This window comes from Pseudomonas sp. SDO5271_S396 (assembly GCF_054071795.1).
Genome location: NZ_JBSVWB010000009.1, coordinates 121,612 through 143,369, shown reverse-complemented (window position 1 = coordinate 143,369; position 21,758 = coordinate 121,612). Strand labels below are relative to the sequence as shown.

The 21,758-nt window shown below is 61.1% G+C and carries 27 protein-coding genes; 14 read left to right on the top strand and 13 right to left on the bottom strand.

Features of this window, described 5'->3' with window-relative positions; all coding sequences use genetic code 11:
- Positions 1 to 53: 53 nt before the first annotated feature.
- Complete coding sequence (locus ACW9IN_RS09855; RefSeq protein ID WP_457365713.1) at positions 54 to 965, bottom strand: LysR substrate-binding domain-containing protein; 912 nt, start codon at positions 963 to 965, stop codon at positions 54 to 56.
- Between the two features lie 132 nt (positions 966 to 1,097).
- Between ACW9IN_RS09855 and ACW9IN_RS09850 the strand changes: the two genes are divergently transcribed.
- The 4 genes from ACW9IN_RS09850 (at position 1,098) to ACW9IN_RS09835 (ending at position 4,648) form a co-directional block, all read left to right on the top strand.
- Positions 1,098 to 1,796, top strand: a complete 699-nt coding sequence (locus ACW9IN_RS09850) for a CoA transferase subunit A (protein WP_457365712.1) — start codon at positions 1,098 to 1,100, stop codon at positions 1,794 to 1,796.
- Positions 1,797 to 1,830: 34 nt separating this feature from the next.
- Positions 1,831 to 2,490 (top strand): CoA transferase subunit B, encoded by a 660-nt coding sequence (locus ACW9IN_RS09845; RefSeq protein ID WP_457365711.1) that lies wholly within the window; start codon positions 1,831 to 1,833, stop codon positions 2,488 to 2,490.
- An 11-nt stretch (positions 2,491 to 2,501) separates the two neighbouring features.
- The gene (locus ACW9IN_RS09840; protein WP_457365710.1) at positions 2,502 to 3,683 is read left to right on the top strand and encodes an acetyl-CoA C-acetyltransferase; all 1,182 of its coding nucleotides are present in this window, start codon (positions 2,502 to 2,504) and stop codon (positions 3,681 to 3,683) included.
- Positions 3,684 to 3,865: 182 nt separating this feature from the next.
- Positions 3,866 to 4,648 (top strand): DUF4349 domain-containing protein, encoded by a 783-nt coding sequence (locus ACW9IN_RS09835; protein ID WP_457365709.1) that lies wholly within the window; start codon positions 3,866 to 3,868, stop codon positions 4,646 to 4,648.
- Here the strand turns inward: ACW9IN_RS09835 and ACW9IN_RS09830 are convergent, their stop codons facing one another.
- The 4 genes from ACW9IN_RS09830 to ACW9IN_RS09815 all read right to left on the bottom strand — a co-directional run bounded on the left by ACW9IN_RS09830 (position 4,649) and on the right by ACW9IN_RS09815 (position 8,448).
- Positions 4,649 to 5,734 carry a DUF1615 domain-containing protein gene (locus ACW9IN_RS09830; RefSeq protein WP_457365708.1) on the bottom strand — a complete coding sequence of 362 codons (1,086 nt, stop codon included), beginning with the start codon at positions 5,732 to 5,734 and terminating at the stop codon, positions 4,649 to 4,651.
- Positions 5,735 to 5,799: 65 nt separating this feature from the next.
- Positions 5,800 to 6,774 carry a porphobilinogen synthase gene (gene hemB / locus ACW9IN_RS09825; RefSeq protein ID WP_457365707.1) on the bottom strand — a complete coding sequence of 325 codons (975 nt, stop codon included), beginning with the start codon at positions 6,772 to 6,774 and terminating at the stop codon, positions 5,800 to 5,802.
- Positions 6,775 to 6,903: 129 nt separating this feature from the next.
- Positions 6,904 to 7,746 (bottom strand): PhzF family phenazine biosynthesis protein, encoded by an 843-nt coding sequence (locus ACW9IN_RS09820; protein WP_457365706.1) that lies wholly within the window; start codon positions 7,744 to 7,746, stop codon positions 6,904 to 6,906.
- 3 nt (positions 7,747 to 7,749) lie between these two features.
- Entirely contained in the window at positions 7,750 to 8,448 is a 699-nt protein-coding gene (locus tag ACW9IN_RS09815) for a glutathione S-transferase N-terminal domain-containing protein (RefSeq protein ID WP_457365705.1), read from the bottom strand.
- Positions 8,449 to 8,700: 252 nt separating this feature from the next.
- On the opposite strand from ACW9IN_RS09815, the gene ACW9IN_RS09810 reads away from it, so the two are divergent.
- The gene (locus ACW9IN_RS09810) at positions 8,701 to 9,402 is read left to right on the top strand and encodes a histidine phosphatase family protein (RefSeq protein ID WP_457365704.1); all 702 of its coding nucleotides are present in this window, start codon (positions 8,701 to 8,703) and stop codon (positions 9,400 to 9,402) included.
- Between the two features lie 63 nt (positions 9,403 to 9,465).
- Here ACW9IN_RS09810 and ACW9IN_RS09805 read toward each other — a convergent pair whose 3' ends face one another.
- Together ACW9IN_RS09805 and ACW9IN_RS09800 are read right to left on the bottom strand one after the other, a co-directional pair.
- The gene (locus ACW9IN_RS09805) at positions 9,466 to 9,960 is read right to left on the bottom strand and encodes a nuclear transport factor 2 family protein (RefSeq protein ID WP_457365703.1); all 495 of its coding nucleotides are present in this window, start codon (positions 9,958 to 9,960) and stop codon (positions 9,466 to 9,468) included.
- Positions 9,961 to 10,017: 57 nt separating this feature from the next.
- A complete protein-coding gene (locus ACW9IN_RS09800; protein ID WP_457365702.1) occupies positions 10,018 to 10,776 on the bottom strand; it encodes an SDR family NAD(P)-dependent oxidoreductase in 759 nt (252 codons plus the stop codon).
- Between the two features lie 194 nt (positions 10,777 to 10,970).
- Here ACW9IN_RS09800 and ACW9IN_RS09795 point away from each other — a divergent pair, with 194 nt between their 5' ends.
- Positions 10,971 to 11,570 carry a TetR/AcrR family transcriptional regulator gene (locus ACW9IN_RS09795; RefSeq protein WP_457365701.1) on the top strand — a complete coding sequence of 200 codons (600 nt, stop codon included), beginning with the start codon at positions 10,971 to 10,973 and terminating at the stop codon, positions 11,568 to 11,570.
- Positions 11,571 to 11,808: 238 nt separating this feature from the next.
- Here the strand turns inward: ACW9IN_RS09795 and ACW9IN_RS09790 are convergent, their stop codons facing one another.
- Positions 11,809 to 12,558, bottom strand: coding sequence for a TerC family protein (locus ACW9IN_RS09790; protein WP_457365700.1), 750 nt, complete (start codon positions 12,556 to 12,558; stop codon positions 11,809 to 11,811).
- Between the two features lie 31 nt (positions 12,559 to 12,589).
- On the bottom strand, positions 12,590 to 12,841 hold the full coding sequence (locus ACW9IN_RS09785; RefSeq protein WP_457365699.1) for a hypothetical protein: 252 nt from the start codon (positions 12,839 to 12,841) through the stop codon (positions 12,590 to 12,592).
- Between the two features lie 134 nt (positions 12,842 to 12,975).
- Between ACW9IN_RS09785 and nhaR the strand changes: the two genes are divergently transcribed.
- Complete coding sequence (gene nhaR / locus ACW9IN_RS09780; protein ID WP_457365698.1) at positions 12,976 to 13,878, top strand: transcriptional activator NhaR; 903 nt, start codon at positions 12,976 to 12,978, stop codon at positions 13,876 to 13,878.
- A gap of 3 nt (positions 13,879 to 13,881) precedes the next feature.
- Here the strand turns inward: nhaR and ACW9IN_RS09775 are convergent, their stop codons facing one another.
- Positions 13,882 to 15,039 (bottom strand): MFS transporter, encoded by a 1,158-nt coding sequence (locus tag ACW9IN_RS09775; protein ID WP_457365697.1) that lies wholly within the window; start codon positions 15,037 to 15,039, stop codon positions 13,882 to 13,884.
- A 157-nt stretch (positions 15,040 to 15,196) separates the two neighbouring features.
- Complete coding sequence (locus tag ACW9IN_RS09770; protein ID WP_457365696.1) at positions 15,197 to 15,706, bottom strand: DUF1993 domain-containing protein; 510 nt, start codon at positions 15,704 to 15,706, stop codon at positions 15,197 to 15,199.
- Positions 15,707 to 15,822: 116 nt separating this feature from the next.
- On the opposite strand from ACW9IN_RS09770, the gene ACW9IN_RS09765 reads away from it, so the two are divergent.
- Complete coding sequence (locus tag ACW9IN_RS09765; RefSeq protein WP_457365695.1) at positions 15,823 to 16,467, top strand: YceH family protein; 645 nt, start codon at positions 15,823 to 15,825, stop codon at positions 16,465 to 16,467.
- Positions 16,468 to 16,707: 240 nt separating this feature from the next.
- On the opposite strand, the gene ACW9IN_RS09760 is transcribed toward ACW9IN_RS09765, so the two are convergent.
- A complete protein-coding gene (locus ACW9IN_RS09760; RefSeq protein ID WP_457365694.1) occupies positions 16,708 to 17,526 on the bottom strand; it encodes a shikimate 5-dehydrogenase in 819 nt (272 codons plus the stop codon).
- Between the two features lie 156 nt (positions 17,527 to 17,682).
- On the opposite strand from ACW9IN_RS09760, the gene ACW9IN_RS09755 reads away from it, so the two are divergent.
- The 3 genes from ACW9IN_RS09755 (at position 17,683) to ACW9IN_RS09745 (ending at position 18,744) form a co-directional block, all read left to right on the top strand.
- A complete protein-coding gene (locus ACW9IN_RS09755) occupies positions 17,683 to 18,039 on the top strand; it encodes a hypothetical protein (RefSeq protein WP_457365693.1) in 357 nt (118 codons plus the stop codon).
- A gap of 235 nt (positions 18,040 to 18,274) precedes the next feature.
- On the top strand, positions 18,275 to 18,469 hold the full coding sequence (locus ACW9IN_RS09750) for a hypothetical protein (protein WP_457365692.1): 195 nt from the start codon (positions 18,275 to 18,277) through the stop codon (positions 18,467 to 18,469).
- A gap of 92 nt (positions 18,470 to 18,561) precedes the next feature.
- Complete coding sequence (locus ACW9IN_RS09745; RefSeq protein WP_457365691.1) at positions 18,562 to 18,744, top strand: hypothetical protein; 183 nt, start codon at positions 18,562 to 18,564, stop codon at positions 18,742 to 18,744.
- A 3-nt stretch (positions 18,745 to 18,747) separates the two neighbouring features.
- Here ACW9IN_RS09745 and ACW9IN_RS09740 read toward each other — a convergent pair whose 3' ends face one another.
- Positions 18,748 to 19,815: an AI-2E family transporter gene (locus tag ACW9IN_RS09740; protein ID WP_457365690.1), complete on the bottom strand. Its 1,068-nt coding sequence runs from the start codon at positions 19,813 to 19,815 to the stop codon at positions 18,748 to 18,750.
- A gap of 226 nt (positions 19,816 to 20,041) precedes the next feature.
- Here ACW9IN_RS09740 and ACW9IN_RS09735 point away from each other — a divergent pair, with 226 nt between their 5' ends.
- The 3 genes from ACW9IN_RS09735 to ACW9IN_RS09725 all read left to right on the top strand — a co-directional run bounded on the left by ACW9IN_RS09735 (position 20,042) and on the right by ACW9IN_RS09725 (position 21,728).
- Entirely contained in the window at positions 20,042 to 20,821 is a 780-nt protein-coding gene (locus ACW9IN_RS09735; protein ID WP_457365689.1) for a creatininase family protein, read from the top strand.
- Positions 20,822 to 20,900: 79 nt separating this feature from the next.
- The gene (locus ACW9IN_RS09730; RefSeq protein WP_457365688.1) at positions 20,901 to 21,272 is read left to right on the top strand and encodes a sigma factor; all 372 of its coding nucleotides are present in this window, start codon (positions 20,901 to 20,903) and stop codon (positions 21,270 to 21,272) included.
- A 39-nt stretch (positions 21,273 to 21,311) separates the two neighbouring features.
- Positions 21,312 to 21,728 (top strand): Ohr family peroxiredoxin, encoded by a 417-nt coding sequence (locus ACW9IN_RS09725; RefSeq protein WP_457365687.1) that lies wholly within the window; start codon positions 21,312 to 21,314, stop codon positions 21,726 to 21,728.
- Positions 21,729 to 21,758 lie beyond the last annotated feature (30 nt).

The following is a 21,758-nucleotide window of genomic DNA, read 5'->3' as shown; positions in this document are numbered from 1 at the left end:
TCCGCCCGGTTAACCGGGCGGACTTTTTTATTGCCTTAACTTTTCTGCTGTCACTACAAAACCTGTAAGAGTGGGAAGCGGCCTTTCGCGGCTTCATCACGGAAAATGTCGAACAACACCTGCGCCGCCGCCGACAGTTCATGCCCTGGCTTGGTCAACACACCAATCGGTCGTTCGATCACAGGGTCACTCAGGGTGATGCAATGGGCACCCGCTTCTTCCATCTGCTGCGCGCACAACGCCGGGACCGCGCTGACTCCCAGGCCACTGGCAACCATCTTGCCCACGGTCGCGAGTTGATGGCTTTCCAGCGCAACCGGCAGCTTCATCTGCAAGGCACCCAGGTGCTCCTCCAGCATTACCCGCACCGTGGAAGGCCTTTGCAGGGTAATGAACGGTTGCTCCAACAGGGTCTTCCAGTCGATGTCATCGCGCTGTGCAAGCGGCGAATCACCGGGTACGACCGCAACGAACCGGTCCAGGTACAACGGCGTGAACGCCAGTGATGAACCCTGCGCCGGCTCGAATGCCACGCCCAGTTCCACTTGGCGATCACGGACCATCTCCAAGACCTGTTCGTTGATCAAGTCATGCACGGTGACGTTCACCTGAGGGTAACGCGCGCGGAATATCTTCAGGATCGGCGGCAGCAGGTTGCCAGCAAATGACGGCATCGCGGCCACCGTCACACGCCCGCGTTGCAGGGTGAAGCGCTGGCGCAGTTCATCTTCGGCGTTGTCCCAATCGGCGATCAGCCGACGGGCCAGGGGCAGCAGCGATTCACCTTCGGGCGTCAGGGCGACATTACGTGTATTGCGGCTGAACAGGCGCCCGCCCAGCCCTTCCTCCAGGCCTTTGATAGTCAAGCTCAGCGCCGACTGGGAGAGGTGCAGACGCTCGCAAGCGGCAGCAAAACTCAGGCTCTGGGCCACGGCGAGAAACGCACGCATCTGTTTGACGGTCACGGGACACTCCGAAGGATGAGTCGACTATGCTGTTTTTTAAAACAATCAACCTTAAAAAACAACTTAACAAATCAATTCGTCAGCGCAACACTCAAGTCATTGGCTGGCCCACACATAATAAAAGAGGTGCATATGGCAGGTTTCGATAAACGCGTGGCGTCCTACGAGGAAGCGCTGGCAGGTCTGGAAGACGGTATGACCGTGCTCTCCGGTGGTTTTGGCCTGTGCGGCATTCCGGAAAACCTCATCGCCGAGATCAAGCGCAAAGGCACCCGCGACCTGACAGTCGTATCGAACAACTGTGGTGTCGACGGTTTCGGCCTGGGCGTGCTGCTGGAGCAAAAGCAGATCAGCAAGGTAATTGCCTCCTACGTCGGTGAAAACGCCCTGTTCGAGAAGCAACTGCTCAGCGGCGAAATCGAAGTGGTGCTGACGCCCCAAGGCACCCTGGCGGAAAAAATGCGCGCCGGTGGCGCCGGTATCCCGGCGTTTTTCACCGCAACCGGGGTCGGCACCCCCGTGGCCGAAGGCAAGGAAACCCACGAATTCAACGGCCGTCCGTACCTGATGGAAGAGTCCATCACCGGCGATTTCGCCATCGTCAAAGGCTGGAAAGCCGACCACTTCGGCAACGTCATCTACCGTCACACCGCCCAGAACTTCAACCCGCTGGCGGCCACCGCCGGCAAGATCACCGTGGTCGAAGTCGAGGAAATCGTCGAACCGGGCGAGCTGGACCCGGCGCAGATCCACACCCCTGGCATCTACGTCGACCGGATTATCTGCGGCACCTTCGAGAAGCGCATCGAACAGCGCACCGTCCGCAAGTAATCCACCCCCAGCCCGAACAATAAGGACACACAAAATGGCTCTTACCCGCGATCAAATGGCTCAACGCGTCGCCCGCGAATTGCAGGACGGTTTCTACGTCAACCTTGGCATCGGCATTCCCACCCTGGTGGCCAACTACGTTCCCGAAGGCATGGAAGTGATGCTGCAATCGGAAAACGGCCTGCTGGGCATGGGCCCGTTCCCGACCGAAGACACCATCGATGCCGACATGATCAACGCCGGCAAGCAGACCGTCACCGCCCGTATCGGCGCGTCGATCTTCTCATCCGCAGAATCTTTCGCGATGATCCGTGGCGGCCACGTCGACCTCACGGTGCTCGGCGCCTTCGAGGTGGACGTGCAAGGCAACATTGCCTCATGGATGATCCCCGGCAAGCTGGTCAAAGGCATGGGCGGCGCCATGGACCTGGTGGCCGGTGCGGAAAACATCATCGTGATCATGACCCACGCGTCCAAGGACGGTGAGTCCAAGCTGCTCAGCCAATGCAGCCTGCCGCTGACCGGCGCTAACTGCATCAAGCGCGTACTGACGGACCTGGCCTACCTGGAAATCGAAAATGGCGCTTTTGTCCTCAAGGAACGCGCACCTGGCGTCAGTGTTGAAGAGATTGTGAGCAAGACCGCCGGTAAACTGATCGTCCCGGACCACGTTCCAGAAATGCACTTCCAGTGAGGACAGATTCCATGCAAGACGTCGTGATTGTCGCTGCCACCCGCACCGCCGTGGGCAGCTTCCAGGGTTCGCTGGCGAATATCCCGGCACCGGAACTGGGCGCCGCCGTGATCCGTCGCCTGTTGGAACAGACCGGCCTGGACCCGGCGCTGGTCGATGAAGTGATCCTGGGTCAGGTGCTCACCGCAGGCAGCGGCCAGAACCCTGCGCGCCAGGCCTCGATCCTTGCCGGCCTGCCCCACGCGGTGCCGAGCCTGACCCTGAACAAAGTCTGCGGCTCGGGCCTCAAGGCCTTGCACCTGGGCGCACAGGCCATTCGCTGTGGTGACGCCGAAGTGATCATCGCCGGGGGCATGGAGAACATGAGCCTGGCGCCATACGTACTGCCCGCCGCACGCACCGGTTTGCGCATGGGCCACGCCAAGATGATCGACAGCATGATCACCGACGGCCTGTGGGACGCGTTCAACGATTACCACATGGGTATCACCGCCGAAAACCTGGTGGACAAGTACGGCATCAGCCGTGAAGCCCAGGACGCGTTCGCCGCGGCGTCCCAGCAAAAAGCCGCCGATGCTATCGAATCGGGCCGCTTTGTCGACGAGATCACGCCGATCCTGATCCCCCAGCGCAAAGGCGACCCCGTGAGCTTCGCCGTGGACGAACAGCCGCGCGCCGGTACCACCGCCGAAGCCCTGGCCAAACTCAAGCCAGCCTTCAAGAAAGACGGTAGCGTCACCGCAGGCAACGCTTCCAGCCTCAATGACGGCGCCGCCGCCGTGCTGTTGATGAGTGCCGACAAGGCCAAAGCCCTCGGCCTGCCGGTACTCGCACGTATCGCCAGTTATGCCAACGCCGGCGTCGACCCGGCGATCATGGGCATTGGGCCGGTCTCGGCCACCCGCCGCTGCCTGGACAAGGCCGGCTGGAGCCTGGGCGACCTGGACCTGATCGAAGCCAACGAAGCCTTCGCCGCGCAATCCCTGGCGGTGGGCAAAGAGCTGGAATGGGATGCCGACAAGGTCAACGTCAACGGCGGCGCCATTGCCATCGGCCACCCCATCGGCGCCTCAGGCTGCCGTGTGCTGGTGACACTGCTGCATGAGATGATCAAGCGCGACGCCAAGAAAGGCCTGGCGACGCTGTGCATCGGTGGAGGCCAAGGCGTCGCCCTCGCCCTCGAACGCAGCTGATCCCGATCAACGGACGGCTGTTCTCAGGACTGCGCAGCAGCCCCAAAACCAAAGAGCAACACCGAAAAGGCCTGGTTCCACGAAAACCGGGCCTTTTCTTTCCCTCGATACCTGGTCTCTTTGCGTTCCCCTCCCGAACCCGCTTTAATCCTGCTCAATGCACCCGCTCCCCAAGGACCCCTATGCGCCATCTGGACGGCAAGTTCTCTCTCCTGTTGACCCTGCTGGCCAGCCTGGCATTAGCCGGCTGCTCACCCAAGGATCATTCCCGCGCCACCGTCATCAACGGCGAACAAAGCCGAGCCGGTGCGCAACTGGCTTATGAACATGAGCTGACCCTGGCCCTGCCCGGCGCGCTGCTCGGCCCCCGGATGCAGGCCACTCGCGAAGCCTGCGAGACCGCGCGCTTTGGCGCCTGCAATATTCTGGGTATTACCGAAGACGACAACGGCGGCGAGATTATCCTGCGCATCGCACCCGCCGGCGTGGAGCCGATCGTGGCGATGGCGTCCGAAGGCGGCAAACTCGGTCGACGCGTCACCACCGCCGAGGACCTGGCGGAAGCCGTCGCTGACGTGCGTCGTCGCCAGGAGCGCCTGCTGGCCCAGTTGCAACGCCTGGATGAACTGGCCAAACGCAAGGACATCACTGTCAGCGACCTGATTGCCTTGAGCAAGGAACAGGCCGCCATCGAAAACGAGTTGCAGGAACTGGCGCAGGTTGCCGCCGGCCAACAGCGCCGTCTGGACACCAACCGCGTCACGCTGAACTTCCGCTCCTCGGACGGTGCGAACCAGACCTCACGCTTGAGTCGAATGTTCAGCAACCTGGGTGACAACCTGGTGGACGGCACCGCCGACGCCGTGGAGCGTGCCAGTTATGGGCTGCCGTTCGTGATCCTGACGTTCCCGGTGGTGTGGCTCTGGGTGTGGCTGTGGCGCCGGTTTGTCAAACGCCGCGCCTGATCAGCGCTTCATGCAACGCTGGTAGCGCTCATCCACTCGCTTGGCAAACCAGGCCGTGGTCAGGTTGCGGGTGATCTTCGGGCTCTTGAGCACGATGCCCGGCAGGATCGCCCGTGGCACCGGCTTGCCCGCCGCCTTGTCGGCCAGTGCGAACACCCGCTGATAGACCGTGGTGTCCTCGAAATCCAACTGGTCGCCCTGCTCCAATTGGCTACGAATACTGGGGTTGCGCATGCCCAGTTTTGCGCCCAGGGAGCGCACCGCCAGTTCGGTGGTGCCAGGCAGCAATGAACCGTAACGAATCAAGTCTCCGTCCAGCGCTAGTTCGGTGCCCGAGACGCGGCTGACGGCGGCCTGGAACGCTGCATTGCGGCTGGCGTACCAACCGGCGTTGAAATCGGCAAAGCGGTACAGCGGTTGGTCGTAGTTGACCGGGTAGCCCAGCAAGTGGGCGATACCGAAATACATGCCGCCACGGCGAGTGAATACTTCGCGGCGAATAGTGCCGTCCACCGTGTAGGGATAACCCCGCGACTGTTTCTGCGCAAACTCGATGCTGACTTGCATGGGACCCGCGGTGTGCACGGGGTTGAAGCCGCCGAACAGCGTGTTGCCCAAGGGCACCATGCTGATGAAGTCATCGAAAATGCCGCTGAGGTCCTTCTCGGTGCGCGCGGCGCTCAGGCGGTCGGCGTAGGTTTTTCCGGTGGGCGAGCGCAATTGAAGCGCGCTGCGGACGACAAATTCCGGTACGTGGACTTTTCCCGCACGCCGCAGGATTTCATCCTGGGCGATCTTGCCCATGTTCGGCACAGGTGGGTCGACCTGATAAGTGGACTCCTGTTCGGTGACTGCCAGCACGGCGCAGATATTCTCGGTGCTCGGGTAGATTTTCTGGGTATCGAAGGCGGTGTAGATGTCCTGTGCCCAGCCGTTGCGGTCCGCCACCGTCGCCGGCAGCAGGCGCACGATCTGCGCTTTCACCTCGGTTTCGCTGCGCGTCGGCTGCTGTGAGGTGCGTGACGTGGAGCAACCGGCCACTACCAACAACGAAGTGATGCACAGAATAAGGCGAAGGTGAGGCATGGGACATCCTTGAGCGACGATCAACTATCGACGCTCAAGGATAGCGGCAGTTCCGCAGGTCTGGGTCAGATACCCGCCAGGGCAAGGTCCATGGCGAAATAGGTGAAAATCAAATCCGCCCCCGCCCGCTTGATCGACCCCAGCGTCTCCCGCACCACCCGCGCCTCGTCAATCGCACCCGCCTGGGCACCGAACTTGATCATCGCGTATTCACCGCTCACCTGATACGCAGCCACCGGCAAGCGCGATGCTTCGCGAATGTCACGAATGATATCGAGGTAGGCGCCAGCCGGCTTGACCATCAGCGCGTCCGCACCTTCCTGTTCGTCCAGCAGCGATTCGCGCACGGCTTCGCGGCGGTTCATCGGGTTCATCTGGTAGCTTTTGCGATCGCCCTTGAGGGCGCTGCCGCCGGCTTCGCGGAACGGGCCGTAGAGAGCCGAGGCGAATTTGGTGGAGTAGGCCATGATCGGGATGTGGGTGAAGCCGGCGTCATCCAGTGCGCGGCGGATCGCCTGGACCTGGCCGTCCATGGCGGCGGACGGTGCGATGACATCGGCGCCGGCGCGAGCGGCCGCCACGGCTTGTTTGCCGAGGTTGACCAGGGTCGCATCGTTGTCGACGTGGGCGCCGTGCATCACGCCGCAGTGGCCGTGGTCGGTGTATTCACAGAAGCAGGTGTCGGACATCACGACCATTTCCGGCACGGCGTCCTTGATGATCGAGGACATGCGCGAGACCAGGCCGCGTTCTTTCCAGGTGTCGCTGCCGCTGGCGTCCAGGTGGTGGGACACGCCGAAGGTCATGACCGACTTGATGCCGGCACGGGCATAACGCTCGATCTCAGCGGCCAGTTTCTTCTCAGGGATGCGCTGCACACCCGGCATGCTGGTGATCGGCACGAAATCGTCGACCTCTTCCTCGACGAAGATCGGCAACACCAGATCATTGAGGGTGAATTCGGTTTCCTGGAACAGGCCGCGCAACTCGGCAGAGCGGCGCAGGCGACGCGGACGGGCTTGTGGGAACTGGCTGGTCATGGACTTCCTGAAGGCTGAAAACAGTAGAGGCATCGAACTTTGGGGGAGAAAGCTTATGCCTCTGCCCCTCGGCAGCACAGCCCCCGAGGGCCAACACTGTGTTGCGCGCACCGCAACAATCCCGTGGAGCTAGAGATGCAGGCGTCCTTCGATACACACCGCCACAGCGCCACCAACCCAGATTTCGTCGCCCTGGCGCTCGATACGAATGCGCCCCGCCCGCCCCATCGCCGTGCCCTGGCTGACCACAAAACGCTCCGGCGCCAAACCTTCGCCCAGCAGCCATTGGGCGATGCCCGCGTTCAGGCTGCCGGTGGCCGGATCCTCCGGGGCGCCGTCGCCGGCAATAAAGCCACGCACCTCAAACTGCGCATCCACGTCATCACGGACCGAATCACACGGCGCGATCACGCCCACCGCCAGGCCGAGCAATTGCCCATAGTCAGGGCGCAGCGCCAGCACCGCGGCACGATCTTTCAGCATCACCGCCAGCCAGCCGGCACCATTGTCGACCCACTGGCTGCGCAGGATGTCCCCGGGCGCCAGGCCCAGCCCCCGGCGCACACGCTCCAGCAAGGACGCCTCTACCGGTCCGGAGCACAGCAACGGCGGTGCGATAAAGGCCAGCTCATCCCCTTGGCGGCGGATACGCACCAGCCCGATTTCACACTCCTGGATGATCTCTTCACCTTGGGGAATGCCCCCCGCCTGCAACCACGCATGGCAACTGCCCAGGGTCGGATGGCCGGCGAACGGCAGCTCTTGCAACGTCGTGAAGATACGCACCCGGTAGTCCGCACGCGGATCGCGAGGCTTCAACAGGAACGTGGTTTCACTCAGGTTGGTCCATTTCGCGAAATCGGCCATTTGTTGATCGTCGAGGCTGTCGGCACCCAACACCACCGCCAGCGGGTTGCCCTTGAGCGCCACACGGCTAAAGACATCCAGCTGCTTGAAATCGAAGGTCGCCATGGTTCAGCCCGGGATGCTCAAGCCACGGATCACCGCCGGCCGGGCGACAAAACCATCCAGGGCGCGCAGCACATTGGGGAAGTCGGCGATACCCACCAGGTCGCCCGACTCGTAGAAGCCGATCAGGTTGCGGACCCACGGGAAGGTTGCGATATCGGCGATGCTGTAGTCGTCGCCCATGATCCAGGTGCGGCCCAGCAGGCGTTTTCCCAGCACCGCCAGCAAACGCCGGGATTCGGCGGCATAGCGATCCCGCGGACGCTTGTCTTCATAAGCCTTGCCGGCAAATTTATTGAAGAAGCCCAACTGGCCGAACATGGGCCCGATGCCGCCCATCTGGAACATCAGCCACTGAAGGGTCTCGTAACGGGTAGCCGGGTCTTCGGACAGCAACTGGCTGGTTTTTTCCGCCAGGTAAATCAGGATCGCGCCGGACTCGAACAACGCCAGCGGCTGGCCGCTCGGGCCATTGGGGTCGATGATCGCGGGGATCTTGTTGTTGGGGTTCAGCGACAGGAACTCGGGGGATAGCTGGTCCTGGGTCTCGAAACTGACTTTGTGCGCCTCATAGGGCAGGCCCAGTTCTTCGAGCATGATCGACACCTTGACGCCGTTGGGCGTGGGCAGCGAATACAGCTGCAGGCGCTCGGGGTGCTGGGCGGGCCATTTGCTGTTGATCGGGAAAGCAGCGAGTGAGTTCATCCGGAAATCCCTGGGCAGAAAGTCCCCATGATAGTCATCTGTACGGCGCCGTGCATGGGTCATCATTACGCAACATGCACAGGCTAATCTGCCGCGTGGGCGAACCAATGGGCCCGCGCGCACTCTTAACTGCGCTCGAACGGTGAATGGAGGCACCTCGCTATAACGACAGGGAACACCGCAGGGCGCCCGAGGCGTCACTGGGGCCGGGCTTGTCCGCCCTCACCCCTTGCACGAAGACTCGAACCTGCCATGAAGATCAAGCCTCTGTGCCTGACGCAGCACCTTAAACGCTATTCATACATGATGTTGCCGTTGTTGCTTGCCGGCGGCGCCATCGGCCTGAGCCTGGAGTCGCCGCTCAGCAGCGCCGAACCCGTGGACGGCGTACAAACCCTGGTGTTCCTGCGTCACGGTGAAAAACCTGCCGGCGGCCTGGGCCAGCTCAACTGCCAGGGCTTGAACCGCGCAATGAACCTGGCCACCGTATTGCCAGAAAAGTTCGGCAAGGCCAACTTCGTGTTCGCCGCCAACCCGACGCGCAATGTCGAGGAAGGTGAGCTGGATAATTCCTATAGCTACATTCGCCCCCTGATGACCATCAGCCCCAGCGCAATCAAACTGGGCCTGCCGGTGAATATCCAGTTCTCGGCGAATGACACCAGCGCCCTCGCCGACGAACTGGTAGAAGACAAGTATCACAACGCCATCATTTACACCGCCTGGTCCCACGGCTACCTGCCGGAGCTGATCAACAAGGTGGCCAGCGAAGCCTCGGGACGTAAACACACCATCACTGACGATTGGTCCGGCAGCGACTACGACACGCTGTATGTGCTGACGCTGACCTGGCACAACGGCAAGGCCTCCCTGCTCAGCCGCAACTACAAGCAGGGCCTGGATGGCGGCAATGAGCATTGCCCGGACCCTACACAGGCCAGCGCGGAATCCTGAACCTGTAAACAGGTGGCCAGGCGCTGCACGAGTTGGGCAGCGAGCAGGCTTGTCCCGCGCGGGTCAGCCTCTTTCGGCTGACGATCCGCTCCAGGCATACGGTTCATTGCCCGCAACAGGAACCCAGTCTTTCAGGGGTGTCAGGTAGTGGAGTTCAAAACGCCTCGACAGGAACGCCCATCGCCCCTCACGGCGTTCGAACCGGTCGTGATACAGCCCGCTCACTTGTACCGGGCCCTTTTCCATGTCGTGGAACAGGCAGTCCGCGGCGACCGTACCCATTGCGCTGTCTCCATCGATCCGGATCAAGGGGTTGGCCATCCAGTGGTGCATATGCGGCATCTGCCGCCAGCTATTTTCAGCCATCAGCAAGATTTCATCACGGCTCGTCGCGCTGCCGAACCCCGGCAGGTCCAAGGTCGAATCTGCATGCCAGATGCTCTGCAAGAGCGATACATCGATGCGGTCGAATGCGTTTGCGTAAGCACTGATAAGGGTCTCGATGGCGACGCGACTTTCCAGCGCATCCAGCCGAGCGATCAAGGGTTCATTGTTCATCAGGGTGTCCTGTTGAAAGCAACCCCATTGAGGGGCTGCTCAAGGCGTAGTGGATCTTCAGATTTGCGAGAGGCCGCCGTCGACCATCAGCTCAACGCCGTTGACGTACCTTGCATCGTCGGACGCCAGGAACAGCGCGGTCGAGGCGATCTCTTCCGGTTGAGCCATATAGCCCAACGGCGTGATTTGCTCGACGTGTTCACGCAGCGCGGCGATGTCGCCCTCGCTCATCTTCAAGCCGTTGTCCATCAACGGGGTCCGAGTGAAGCCCGGGCTGAGTACGTTTGCGCGGATCTTGCGGCCCTTGAGTTCGTTCGCCCAGGTACGTGCGAACGACCGCACCGCTGCCTTGGAAGCGTTGTAGAGACTCAGCCCTTCCATGCCGTTGCTCGAGCAGATAGAGGCTGTGAGGACAATCGACGAACCGTCCTTCATCAGCGGCAACAGCGTCTGCACCGTAAAGAAAACGCCCTTCACGTTAATGTCGAACATCGAGTAGTACGCGGCCTCGCTGGTCTCGCCCACCGGGTTTTTTTCGCAGATACCCGCGTTGGCGAATACCGCGTCCACTTGCTCGTCCTGCGCCTCGATCACCGCCTTGAGCTCATCCAGATCAGCCTGGCGCGAAACATCGGAAAGTACCGCCACGGCTTTATTGCCCAGCTTGGCAACGGCTGCTTCCAGCGTGCCTGGCGAACGACCGGTGATGTAAACGCGCTTCGCACCCTCGGCAATCAAACCCTGCGCAATTGCAAAGCCGATACCGGTGGACCCGCCGGTGACGACTGCAACTTGATGAGTGAATTTACCTGACATGCCTGACTCCTTAACCGTCGTTGTGCGGATCGTCTGAACCACATTGGGCCCATTTTGGGAGGTATTCGCAGGGACCGGCACTGCCATAAATGAACATTGGCCGTGCATTTTTGTGTGGGCAAAACGGCTGAAAAAACCATTACATTGGAACCGATCGGTTCTTGGCCTGAACCGACATTCAGGAGCACTGATCGATGACCGATGCAACCGGCCCAGGACGTAAGCGAGCGTTCAACCTGGGCGATGCTGCCCGTGATGCCATGCATGTGTTTTGGGACCGTGGCTATGAAGGCGCGTCATTACCAGACCTGATCGAAGGCACCGGATTGTCCCGAGGCAGTCTGTACAAAGCGTTCACAGACAAGAAAGGCCTGCTGCTGGCAGCGCTCGATATCTATACCGCCGACGTCTTGAAATCGCTGTCGGAGGTGCTGTCACAGCCGGGTACGGCCAAAGAGGTGATCCACGAATCACTGCTTCGTCACGCCCGAGCGTCATCAGGTGAAGTCGGTCGCAGGGGCTGCCTGGTGGTCGCCGTCGCGAACGAATCCGCCGCCCAGGACCCCGAGGTGGCGTTGCGGATCAACCGCATGCTTCGACGCACTCAACAACTGTATGCAAGCACCATCATTCGAGGGCAAGCGGCCAGTGAGTTCCGTGAAGGGGACGAACAGGCGATGGCACACTTTCTGGTCTGTCAGATCGAGGGCATGCGCGTGCTGGGGAAAACCGGTGCCCGCGAAGCGGACATGGTCGCGCTGGTCGAGCGCACGATGCATCTTCTGAACGGATGATCATCCTTTCAAGCGGTTCGGGACCGAACGGTTCACTACAGGCAGGCGCAGATAGCTGAGCGGAATCAAGTATTCTCCCCCGGCCATCTCCCCGGAGCCCTGGCAGCCAGAAACGGCCCACACACTGGGGTAAGTCAATAAGCCGATCGTTCTCCTGTAGAACAACCGGCGTTTGGTTTTAGCCAGGTAGCAAAAAGCCGGCTGCACGTTCACACGTACAGCCGGCTTTTTTTGCCCGTTATTGCCGGGCCGCCAGCAAGCGCTTGTGCCGGTTGCGTCGAGCGATGTTCAAGCACTCGATGGCCGCCGAGAACGCCATGGCCGTATACACATAGCCTTTAGGCACATGGGCGCCGAAACCTTCGGCAATCAGCGTCATGCCGATCATGATCAAAAAGCCCAGGGCCAGCATGACCACGGTCGGGTTGTCGTTGATGAATTTGGCCAGCGGTTCGGCCGCCACCAGCATCACGATCACCGAGGTCACCACGGCAATGATCATGATCGGCAAATGCTCGGTCATGCCCACGGCGGTGATGATGCTGTCGATGGAAAACACCAGGTCGAGCAGCAGAATCTGGCCGATGGCCGCGGCAAAGCCGATGGCGACTGTGTTGCTGACGGTTGCCTTCTCTTCCGGCTCGGGGTCCATGCTGTGATGGATCTCGGTCGTGGCCTTCCAGACCAGGAACAGGCCACCGGCGATCAGGATCATGTCTTTCCACGAAAACGCCTGGCCAAAGATTTCGAACACCGGCGCCGTCAGTTGCACGATGAACGCAATGGTACTCAACAGGCCCAACCGCAATACCAGCGCCATGCTGATACCGATGCGTCGTGCCTTGGCGCGATGCTTCTCGGGCAGTTTGTTGGTGAGAATCGAGATAAAGATCAGGTTATCGATGCCCAGCACGATTTCCATGACGATCAGGGTGGCCAATGCAACCCAGGCGGTGGGGCTGGCAACCAGCTGTAAAAGGTAATCCATAGGTCAGTCCTGAAGTGAGGGTGCTGGGGAATCAGGTTTCTTTAGTGTCGGATTCAGAGGCGTTTTCTGCCTCCTCTTCCTGCTTCTCGGGGTTGATCAACCCCTGGGTTGCTTCACTCAATGCCTGCTCGGCGGCTTTCTGGGTTTCATCGATCACTTGCCTGGCCGACTCGGACGCTTTACCGATCACCTGCTGTGCGCTCTTTCCGACCTGGTCGCAGCCGCTGACCATCACTAATGAAAGCGCAAGCAACGACGCCGCGCCCAGAACATTGAGTTTCATGCTGTGTTCCTCGTTAGAACCATTGGGTCCAAGTAGTGGCCCCGCGATAGCGAGGCATTCTATGCAGATGAACACTTCAGAAAAATTCGTATTTTTCTCACGTATACTTCGGTTTTAACGAATCCAGGATAATCATGCTCAATTACCGACAACTGCATTACTTCTGGGTCGTGGCCAAGACCGGCAGCATCGTGCGCGCCTGCGAACAACTGAACCTCACGCCCCAGACCATCAGCGGTCAGATCAGCCTGTTGGAGCAGACTTTCGGTGTCGCGCTGTTCCAGCGGGTGGGACGGCAGTTGGAGTTGACCGAAGCCGGGCGCCAGGCCCTGCCCTATGCCGAACAGATGTTCCAGACCGGGAACGAGCTGGAGGCGATGCTGCGCGCACAACCCGATGAACAGCAGATCCTGTTCCGGGTCGGGGTCGCGGATGTGGTGCCCAAATCCATCGTGTACCGGCTGATCGCGCCCACCATGGAGCTGAGCGAGCCGATCCGCATCACTTGCCGTGAAGACAAACTCGAGCGGCTGCTGGCCGACCTGGCGATCCAGCGCCTGGACCTGGTGATCTCCGACAGCCCCATGCCCACGCACCTGGACATCAAGGGCTACAGCCAGAAACTGGGAGAGTGCGGTATCAGTTTTTTCGCCACCCAGGCATTGGCTGACGAATACGGCGGCGATTTCCCACACTGCTTGCAGGGCGCGCCGTTACTGATTCCAGGGGCGGAGACGGTGGTGCGCAGCCGTTTGCAGCGCTGGTTCTCCGAGCAACAGATTCAACCGAAGATCATCGGCGAGTTCGACGACAGCGCCTTGATGCAGGCATTCGGCCAATCCGGCAGCGGGATTTTCATCGCCCCCAGCGTGATCGCCGATGAAGTGGTGCGCCAATACGGTGTGGCGCTGATCGGCCAGACCGATGCGGTGAGCGAGTCGTTCTATGCGATTTCGGTGGAGCGCAAGGTCAAGCACCCCGGCATCGTGGCGATTACCGAAGGCGCTCGACGGGAGTTGTTCACCGCCCTGCCCTGACTGCTAGGGGTTGGCCACGACCGGCTGTTTGGCACTCATCAGCCACAACGCCAGCAGGATCGACACCAGGATAAACCCGGAGGCGGCGAACCCCAGGCTGCCCAGTCCCAGGGTGTCGATGACATGCCCACCCACCATCGCTCCCAGGCCGATGCCCAGGTTGGCGCCGGCGATGTTCAGTGATGCCGCAAACGCCGGCGCATGGGGCGCCGCTTTCATCAGCCGCACATGGCTGACCAGAAACATCGCCGCCTGGGTCACGCCCCATATCGCCATCGCCGCCGCCAGGCCGATGGTGGAGTGAATCGCCGGTACCAACGCGACCATGCCGGCGATCATGAAGCCACAGAACACCATGGACGCGATCAACGGGTGACGGTCCACCGCGCGCCCGCCAAGGGCATTGCCGAGCAGGCCGACCGCGCCGAAGCCCATCAGGCACCAGCCCACCAGCGTGCCGTCGAACCCGGCCAGGCGCTCAAGGATATCGGCCAGGTAGGTGTAGGCGGTGAACATGCCGCTGAACACCAGGATCGACAGCAGGATATGCCCCTGCATCAACGGGTTGCGCAGGATCCTGAACTGCGAGCGCAACGTGACCTGAGCATTCGCAGGCCGGGTCACCGGCAGATAAATGAACAGCAGCAGGGCCTTGATCAAAGCCACCACGGCGAGGATCGCGAACGCCGTGCGCCAGCCGAACATATCGGAAATCAAGGTGCCCACCGGAATGCCGAACACCGTGGCACAGACGATGCCGAAGCCGATCTTCTCGATGGCGCGCCCGGCAAAGTCCGGGCCGACGATATCCACCGCCGTCTCACTGGCCAGGGCCCAGAACACCGGCAAGCCCAGTGCGGGGATCAACCGCGCCACGGCCATCACCCAAATGTTCGGCGCCAGCGCCGCCACGGTGTTGGCGACGCCGAACAGGATCAGGATGCCGATGAACAGGCGCTTGCGCTGGAAGCGGGCGAAATAGGCCGTCAGGAACGGCCCGAAGGCGGCGACGGTGAATGCGAACAGGGTCACCAGCAAGCCGGCCTGGGACACGCTCACCTGCAGGTCACGGGCGATGGACGGTAACAGCCCGACGATCACGAACTCTGTGGTCAGCACGGTAAAGCCGGCGGCTGACAACAGCAAAATAGGGAACAGCATCAAAAACTCCGGAAACGACAACATCAACGACAACCCGAAGGTTTCGCTGACAAGTAGGCTTTAAAAGGATGCTGAATCTTAACAGAGTGTGTCATGCAGCGGGCATGAAAAAGCCCGGCGGTCCCCTCAGGCACACACCGGGCTTCAGGGTGACGGCTTAGAACGCGCCCATGTAATCGCGCTTGCCCACTTCCACACCGTTGTGACGCAGCAGGGCGTAGGCGGTGGTGATGTGGAAGAAGAACTGCGGCAGGCCGTAGGTCAGCAGGTAGGACTGGCCGCTGAAGCGCTTCTCTTTCGGCGTGCCTGGACGGGTGACGATCTCGATGCCTTCCTTGCCGTCGATTTGTGCAGGCGTGAGGGTGTCGATAAACGCCAGCACCTTGGCGATCAGGGCTTGCAGGTCGGCGAACGTCACCTCGCTATCGTCGTATTTAGGCACTTCAACCTCGGCCAGACGCGCGGAAACGCCCTTGGCGAAGTCGACAGCGATCTGCACCTGGCGCACCAGTTGGAACATGTCCGGGAACAGACGCGCTTGCAGCAAGGCGTTGGGTTCGATGTTTTTGGCGGTGGCGTGGGCTTCGGCTTTGCTCAACACACCGCTCAGGGCGGTGAGCATTTGTTTGAAGACCGGGATGGAAGCGGCGTACAGGGAAATAGTCATGGCAGTCTCATGGGTAATGGCACGGTTTGAACCAGCGGCGATTATAGACATGCTCGCCGCTTGTCTTTTATTTTTTCAGGCATAGGCTAGGCAGTTCACAGCATAGGGAAAGCGCGATGACGCACGAGACCGACACCCCCGAGCCGCGCCTGAACAGCACGGAAATCCGCATCCTGGGCTGCCTGATCGAAAAACAGGCGACCAACCCGGAAACCTACCCCCTGACCCTCAACGCCCTGGTGTTGGCCTGCAACCAGAAAACCAGCCGCGAACCGGTGACCAACCTCAGCCAGGGGCAGGTCGGCCAGAGCCTGCGCACGCTGGAAGGCCAGGGTTTTACCCGCCTGGTGATGGGCAGCCGGGCCGACCGCTGGGAACATCGCGTGGACAAGGCCCTGGAGTTGGTACCGGCCCAGGTGATCCTGATCGGCTTGCTGTTCCTGCGCGGGCCGCAGACCGTCAACGAACTGCTGACCCGCAGCGGGCGCATGCATGACTTCGAGGATGCCGAGCAAGTGGTGCACCAGCTGGAACGCCTGATTGCGCGTGGCCTGGCGTTGCTGGTGCCGCGCCAGGCCGGGCAGCGGGAAGACCGTTATACCCACGCGCTTGGGGACCCTGCGGATATCGAGGCGATCATCGCCGCGCGGGGCAATCCGGTGGAGCGTGGGACCGGTGGTGTTTCAATCGAGCGCGTCGAAGAGCTGGAAGCGCGGATTGCGGCACTGGAAGAACGCTTGGCGCTGCTGGAACAGGCTTGACACTGGCTGAAATGTGGGGACTGGCTTGCCTGCAATAGCGATCTGACAGGTCAAATACCTGTGACTGAAACACCGCTATCGCAGGCAAGCCAGCTCCCACATTGGATCTCTATTGTTGGCGAGAAAGCGTCCGGCGCGATGGCCCTGTGGGAGTTGTCGAGCCCCGGCGAGGCTGCGAAAGCGGTATGTCAGGCTACGAAGATGTTTTTGCTGCTCCCACATGGGTTCTCCATGTGTCCACTAACCCCGGGCAAACGCCACTGCCGCCTCGAACTGCGCCTGTGTCGGACGAACCCCGGTATACAACACAAACTGCTCCAACGCCTGGATGGCGATCACTTCCAATCCGGTAATCACCCGCTTGCCCTGGGCTCGACCCCGCACGATCAGCGGTGTTTCGGCGGGGATCGCTACCACATCGAAGATTGTCTCGGCGGCATCCACCGCGTCTGCGTCAAAGGCCAGTGCATCGGCCTCGGCACCGCCGGTCATGCCGATGGGCGTCACGTTGATCAGCATCTGCGGGCGCAATTTACCGAGGTCCGCCTGCCATTCGTACCCCAGGTTGCGCGCCAGGGCACGGCCTGCGGCTTCGTTGCGCGCCACGATCACGCCGTTGGCGTAGCCGCCATCCCGCAGGGCGCTGGCGACGGCCTTGCCCATTCCGCCACTGCCGCGCAGGGCGAAGGTCGAGTCCTTGGGCACCTGGTGTTTTTTCAGCAATTGCTCAACGGCAATGTAGTCCGTGTTGTAGGCCTTGAGGTGGCCGCCGGTGTTGACGATGGTGTTCAGCGAATCGATGGCTTTCACCGACTCGTCCAATTCGTCCACCAGGGCGATGGCCGCCTCTTTGAAGGGCATGGACACCCCGCAACCACGCACGCCCAGGGCGCGGATACCACCGATCGCGCCGGGCAAATCCTGGCTGCTGAAGGCTTTATAGTAGAAATTCAGACCCAGCTGTTCGTACAAGTGGTTATGGAAACGCAGGCCAAAATTCCCGGGGCGCGCCGACAATGACATGCACAATTGGGTGTCCTTGTTGGGGTGCATCTGCATGAATAACTCCTTTGAGTAAGCAAATCGGTACAGACCTTACACAACCTTTACCTATCGGCTGTGCTGTTTTTCAGAAATACGTTGTCTTAAAAGTATCCCCGCGACATTACTTGAGTCTATTGATTGCGGACCACAAGCGCAGGGGCTAACCGAGGAATGACCATGATTCGTACAATCCCCAAGATCGCCTTGCTTATCGGTGCACTCGCTATGGCAGGCCAAGCCTCCGCCCACGGTGGTGGATGGGGTGGCCCGGCCGTCTTGGGTGGGCTGATCGGCGCCGCCGTGGTGGGCTCCGTCGTGGCGAGCCAGCCACGTGAAGTCTATGTGCAGCAGCCCGTGTATGTTCAGCCGCAACCGGTGTATGCCGCCCCGCCGCCGGTCTACTACGCTCCGCCGCCACCGGTGTATGTGCAGCAACAGGTCTATTACCGCCCGGCGCCGGTGTATTACGGTCCACCGCGCGGCTACTACTACGGTCCTCCCCATGGCTATTACCGTCGCGGCTGGTAAACGTCGGACCGATGCCATTCAAAACAGGCCCCGCCCTCACGCGGGGCCTTTTTTTGTGCGCCGGGTCTGAATTGGCCGCGTCAAGGTCGCTGTGGGGACAATGGTTCAGGGGTAATCGCTCATGATTGATACCAATGGCCACTTGCCCGAGCGGTGCTCGCACTGTCATGTTTGCGTCACAACGTGCTTCCACTATCGATCCCTGTCCACCCTATAACAACAAGGACGACTGACCATGCCCACGCAAAACCCGCACCGCACCGCTGGCCTGTGTACGTCCAGCAAGGTCTACAGCGCCCTCACCGAGCTCAAACACCTGGAAGGCCACCGCAGCGCGAAGTTCCTCGCGCTGCTGGCGCAAAACCTGGTGCGCAAGGGCCTGGTCAGCGAGCAGGAAGTGGTGATCATGCTTGACCAGGTGGTGGACTGACGCCTCACGTCGATGTCGACTATCGAGACAGGTGATTTCACCCCGGCGCCCCGGGCCCGTAAGGTGACCTCCATAGTTATTGGAGGTCTCCCATGCCCACTATTCAGATCATGTCCGTCATCGGCAGCGCCGTCCCCGCTCCCCTTCGGGAACTGGGCCTGCTCGCCTGCTGGTACCTGGTCCGCGACGGCGAAGCCATCAGCGGCCCGCTCACCTCGTTGTCAGACGCCGAACAACAACTGCAACACGTCGCCCGCTTCCGGCTCCACGCTTGAGGTTCAAGGCAATGGCAATTTGACCCTTGGTTTGCTTTCGACAAACAGCGCCCAGGTGGACATGAACAATGCCGCCACCAGCGGCCCGATCACAAACCCGTTAAGACCGAACACCGACAGACCGCCCAGCGTCGAGATCAGGATCAGGTAGTCCGGCATGCGGGTGTCCTTGCCCACCAGGATCGGGCGCAACACGTTGTCGACCAAACCGATCACGAACACGCCGAACAAGGCCAATACCACGCCCTGCCAGATCGCGCCGCTCAACAGGAAATAGGCCGCCACCGGTCCCCAGACAATCCCCGCGCCCACCGCCGGCAGCAGCGACAGAAACGCCATCAGCACCGCCCAGAGCAATGCGCTGGGAATGTCCAGAAACCAGAAGATCAAACCACCCAACGCTCCCTGGGTCACCGCCACCAGCACGCTGCCCTTGACCGTCGCGCGCACCACCCGATTGAACTTGAGCTGTAACCGGCGTTTTTGCGGCTCGGCCAGCGGCACCGCCGTGCGCACCTTGCGCACCAGCTCCGGGCCGTCGCGCAGCAGGAAGAACAGCAGATACAGCATGATGAAAAAACTCACCAGAAAATCGAAGGTGCCCTGGCCAAAACTGAAGGCCTGGGACGCAAAGAACTGACTGCCCTGCATCGCGCTCTTGACGATCTTCTCCCGCAGCCCTTCCAGATTGCCCATGCCGAAACGGTCCAGCAGGTGCTGGAAGTACGGCGGCAACACGTTCTTGAACTGCTCGATGTAGCCGGCCACGTCGAGCTTGCCGCTCTCGATATTCTTGTAGAGCGTTGCGCCTTCTTGCACCAGCAACGCGCTGGTGATGATCACCGGCAGAATCGCGATGACCAGGCACGCACTCAAGGTGGTCAGCGACGTGAGGTTGCGGTTCCAGCCAAGGCGCAGCTGGAGGCGGCGTTGCATCGGGGCGAAGATGATGCCCAGGATGACCGCCCAGAACACCGCGCCATAGAACGGCAGCAATATCCAGATAAAGGCGATGGTCACCAGTGCCAGCAGCAGCACCAGCGTCTTGAATTGCAGGTTGGTTGGGTTCATGTCCGGTCCATGTCAGAAAGCTACGGGCCCGTGCAGGCCCTGTTGCTTAGTCCGCGGCGGAACCCGGGAGTGCCCCGGGGTTCTCGAACAAGCATAGACCGGCACCCTGCCCGCTGATCGACACCATCGTGCAATGTCCGCAGCCCACCCCCCGTGATGAGATGGCCCGGCACACCCGATGCTCCATCACGCTCCCCCGGGAGCCCTGCTGAACAGTGAGGCCACCATGCTTTTACACCTGTCGACCTGGTCTGAAATCGAGCAATTCCTCGAACGCAGCCGCACCATCGTCATCCCCATTGGTTCCAACGAACAGCACGGTCCCATCGGCCTGTTGGGCACCGACTGGATGTGCCCGCAAATCATTGCCCATCAGGCGCAGGAAAACGCCGATATTCTCATCGCCCCCACCTTCAATATCGGCATGGCGCAACATCACCTCGGCTTTGCCGGCACCATCACCCTGCGCCCCTCCACGTTTATTGCCGCGATCGAGGACTGGACCCGCTCCCTGGTCGCCCATGGTTTCGAGAAAATTTTCTTTCTCAACGGCCATGGCGGCAACATTGCCTCGATCGAAGCGGCGTTTTCTCAGCTGTACGCCGAAGCCAGTTTCGCCCGGCGCCCCGCCGGCTTTGCCTTGAAACTGACCAACTGGTGGGACCTGGAAGGCGTGGGCGCCCTGGCCAACCAGCAATTCCCCACCGGCCATGGCATCCATGCCACCCCTTCGGAGATCGCGGTCACCCAATGGGCTTACCCCGACTCGATCAAGTCCGCGAGCTATTCACCGCAAATCGCCAATTCCGGACCGATTCGCGAGGCCCATGACTTTCGCGCACGTTTCCCCGACGGCCGCATGGGCTCGGACCCAGGCCAGGCCACACCGGAAAAAGGCGGTGAACTGGTCAGCCTGGCTGCCCGGAGCCTGGTGCGCGAGCTGGAGGCGTTCAGCCACGAATCGGCACCGACAGGGCCTGTGAGCGGTTCGACTAATAACTGCTAACACCGCATAACGGGTAAAAAATCCCACAAGGCATCACTCTTGACGCTCACCACCGTCAGCCGTCAAGAGGGATGCAACCATGACCGAAGAGGATCGCGGCCACTGCCTGTGCAAGGAAGACCGGCTCTCCAATCAAGGGCTGTGCACATTGATGGCGCAGGTGGTCAAGGGCGACCGAAGCGCCGCACGGCGGCTCTCGACGCACATCGCACCACTCCTGCTCGCATTTTATGAAGGTCAGGCCCAGGTCGGGCGCATCCGGCCCGAGCGCGTTGAAAGCCTGGCTCGCGAAGCGTTCATGGCCGTGCTGGAACACCGCGCGGACTACGACTCGACCACCCCCTTTCGCGCCTGGCTGCTCACCATCGCCCGCGCCACGCTGCTCGATCACACGCCCGCCGCGAGCACCGCCCCGCTATCGACGCCTCCCCACTTGCAGTGGGCCATTTAAGCCCAGTGCCCACACCGTCAGCTTTCCCAGGACAGGCCCATGCCGAGCATCGAAAACATTCTGTATTCCAGTCACACCTTCACCATCGGCGGTCGAGAGGGCGCGGGGCACAGCGAAGATCGTCGCCTCGATGTCCAACTCTCCCCGCCCGGCGCCCCCGGCAGCGGCACCAACCCGGAACAATTGTTTGCGGTGTGCTGGTCGGCGTCTCTGCTGGCCGCGCTGCGCCACGCTTGCAACGCCCGCAAGATTGCGTTTCCGGCAACCGCAGCGATCGAGGCCCAGGTTGACCTGCTGCACGGAGAACAAGGCTTTTTCCTGCAAGCGCTGATCCGCGTGTCGCTGCCCGAGATCGACCCCGGGGTAGCCCACCGCCTGATCGAAGCGGCCCACCGCAATTGCCCTTACTCCAAAGCCACGCGCCACAACATCGAGGTGAGCTTCGTCTTGAGTTGACGCTCAGGACTCGATACCTACGTGCAATCG

What these genes read in the sequence shown, in the direction of transcription:
- ACW9IN_RS09850 (WP_457365712.1), top strand. Translation starts at nt 1,098, where the DNA reads ATGGCAGGTTTCGATAAACGCGTGGCGTCCTACGAGGAAGCGCTGGCA.
- ACW9IN_RS09840 (WP_457365710.1), top strand. Translation starts at nt 2,502, where the DNA reads ATGCAAGACGTCGTGATTGTCGCTGCCACCCGCACCGCCGTGGGCAGC.
- hemB (WP_457365707.1), bottom strand. Translation starts at nt 6,774, where the DNA reads ATGACCAGCCAGTTCCCACAAGCCCGTCCGCGTCGCCTGCGCCGCTCT.
- ACW9IN_RS09730 (WP_457365688.1), top strand. Translation starts at nt 20,901, where the DNA reads ATGACCGAAGAGGATCGCGGCCACTGCCTGTGCAAGGAAGACCGGCTC.
- ACW9IN_RS09835 (WP_457365709.1), top strand. Translation starts at nt 3,866, where the DNA reads ATGCGCCATCTGGACGGCAAGTTCTCTCTCCTGTTGACCCTGCTGGCC.
- ACW9IN_RS09810 (WP_457365704.1), top strand. Translation starts at nt 8,701, where the DNA reads ATGAAGATCAAGCCTCTGTGCCTGACGCAGCACCTTAAACGCTATTCA.
- ACW9IN_RS09815 (WP_457365705.1), bottom strand. Translation starts at nt 8,448, where the DNA reads ATGAACTCACTCGCTGCTTTCCCGATCAACAGCAAATGGCCCGCCCAG.
- ACW9IN_RS09820 (WP_457365706.1), bottom strand. Translation starts at nt 7,746, where the DNA reads ATGGCGACCTTCGATTTCAAGCAGCTGGATGTCTTTAGCCGTGTGGCG.
- ACW9IN_RS09800 (WP_457365702.1), bottom strand. Translation starts at nt 10,776, where the DNA reads ATGTCAGGTAAATTCACTCATCAAGTTGCAGTCGTCACCGGCGGGTCC.
- ACW9IN_RS09775 (WP_457365697.1), bottom strand. Translation starts at nt 15,039, where the DNA reads ATGCTGTTCCCTATTTTGCTGTTGTCAGCCGCCGGCTTTACCGTGCTG.
- ACW9IN_RS09760 (WP_457365694.1), bottom strand. Translation starts at nt 17,526, where the DNA reads ATGCAGATGCACCCCAACAAGGACACCCAATTGTGCATGTCATTGTCG.
- ACW9IN_RS09805 (WP_457365703.1), bottom strand. Translation starts at nt 9,960, where the DNA reads ATGAACAATGAACCCTTGATCGCTCGGCTGGATGCGCTGGAAAGTCGC.
- ACW9IN_RS09735 (WP_457365689.1), top strand. Translation starts at nt 20,042, where the DNA reads ATGCTTTTACACCTGTCGACCTGGTCTGAAATCGAGCAATTCCTCGAA.
- ACW9IN_RS09745 (WP_457365691.1), top strand. Translation starts at nt 18,562, where the DNA reads ATGCCCACTATTCAGATCATGTCCGTCATCGGCAGCGCCGTCCCCGCT.
- ACW9IN_RS09795 (WP_457365701.1), top strand. Translation starts at nt 10,971, where the DNA reads ATGACCGATGCAACCGGCCCAGGACGTAAGCGAGCGTTCAACCTGGGC.
- ACW9IN_RS09830 (WP_457365708.1), bottom strand. Translation starts at nt 5,734, where the DNA reads ATGCCTCACCTTCGCCTTATTCTGTGCATCACTTCGTTGTTGGTAGTG.
- ACW9IN_RS09750 (WP_457365692.1), top strand. Translation starts at nt 18,275, where the DNA reads ATGCCCACGCAAAACCCGCACCGCACCGCTGGCCTGTGTACGTCCAGC.
- ACW9IN_RS09740 (WP_457365690.1), bottom strand. Translation starts at nt 19,815, where the DNA reads ATGAACCCAACCAACCTGCAATTCAAGACGCTGGTGCTGCTGCTGGCA.
- ACW9IN_RS09785 (WP_457365699.1), bottom strand. Translation starts at nt 12,841, where the DNA reads ATGAAACTCAATGTTCTGGGCGCGGCGTCGTTGCTTGCGCTTTCATTA.
- ACW9IN_RS09770 (WP_457365696.1), bottom strand. Translation starts at nt 15,706, where the DNA reads ATGACTATTTCCCTGTACGCCGCTTCCATCCCGGTCTTCAAACAAATG.
- ACW9IN_RS09765 (WP_457365695.1), top strand. Translation starts at nt 15,823, where the DNA reads ATGACGCACGAGACCGACACCCCCGAGCCGCGCCTGAACAGCACGGAA.
- ACW9IN_RS09845 (WP_457365711.1), top strand. Translation starts at nt 1,831, where the DNA reads ATGGCTCTTACCCGCGATCAAATGGCTCAACGCGTCGCCCGCGAATTG.
- ACW9IN_RS09725 (WP_457365687.1), top strand. Translation starts at nt 21,312, where the DNA reads ATGCCGAGCATCGAAAACATTCTGTATTCCAGTCACACCTTCACCATC.
- nhaR (WP_457365698.1), top strand. Translation starts at nt 12,976, where the DNA reads ATGCTCAATTACCGACAACTGCATTACTTCTGGGTCGTGGCCAAGACC.
- ACW9IN_RS09790 (WP_457365700.1), bottom strand. Translation starts at nt 12,558, where the DNA reads ATGGATTACCTTTTACAGCTGGTTGCCAGCCCCACCGCCTGGGTTGCA.
- ACW9IN_RS09755 (WP_457365693.1), top strand. Translation starts at nt 17,683, where the DNA reads ATGACCATGATTCGTACAATCCCCAAGATCGCCTTGCTTATCGGTGCA.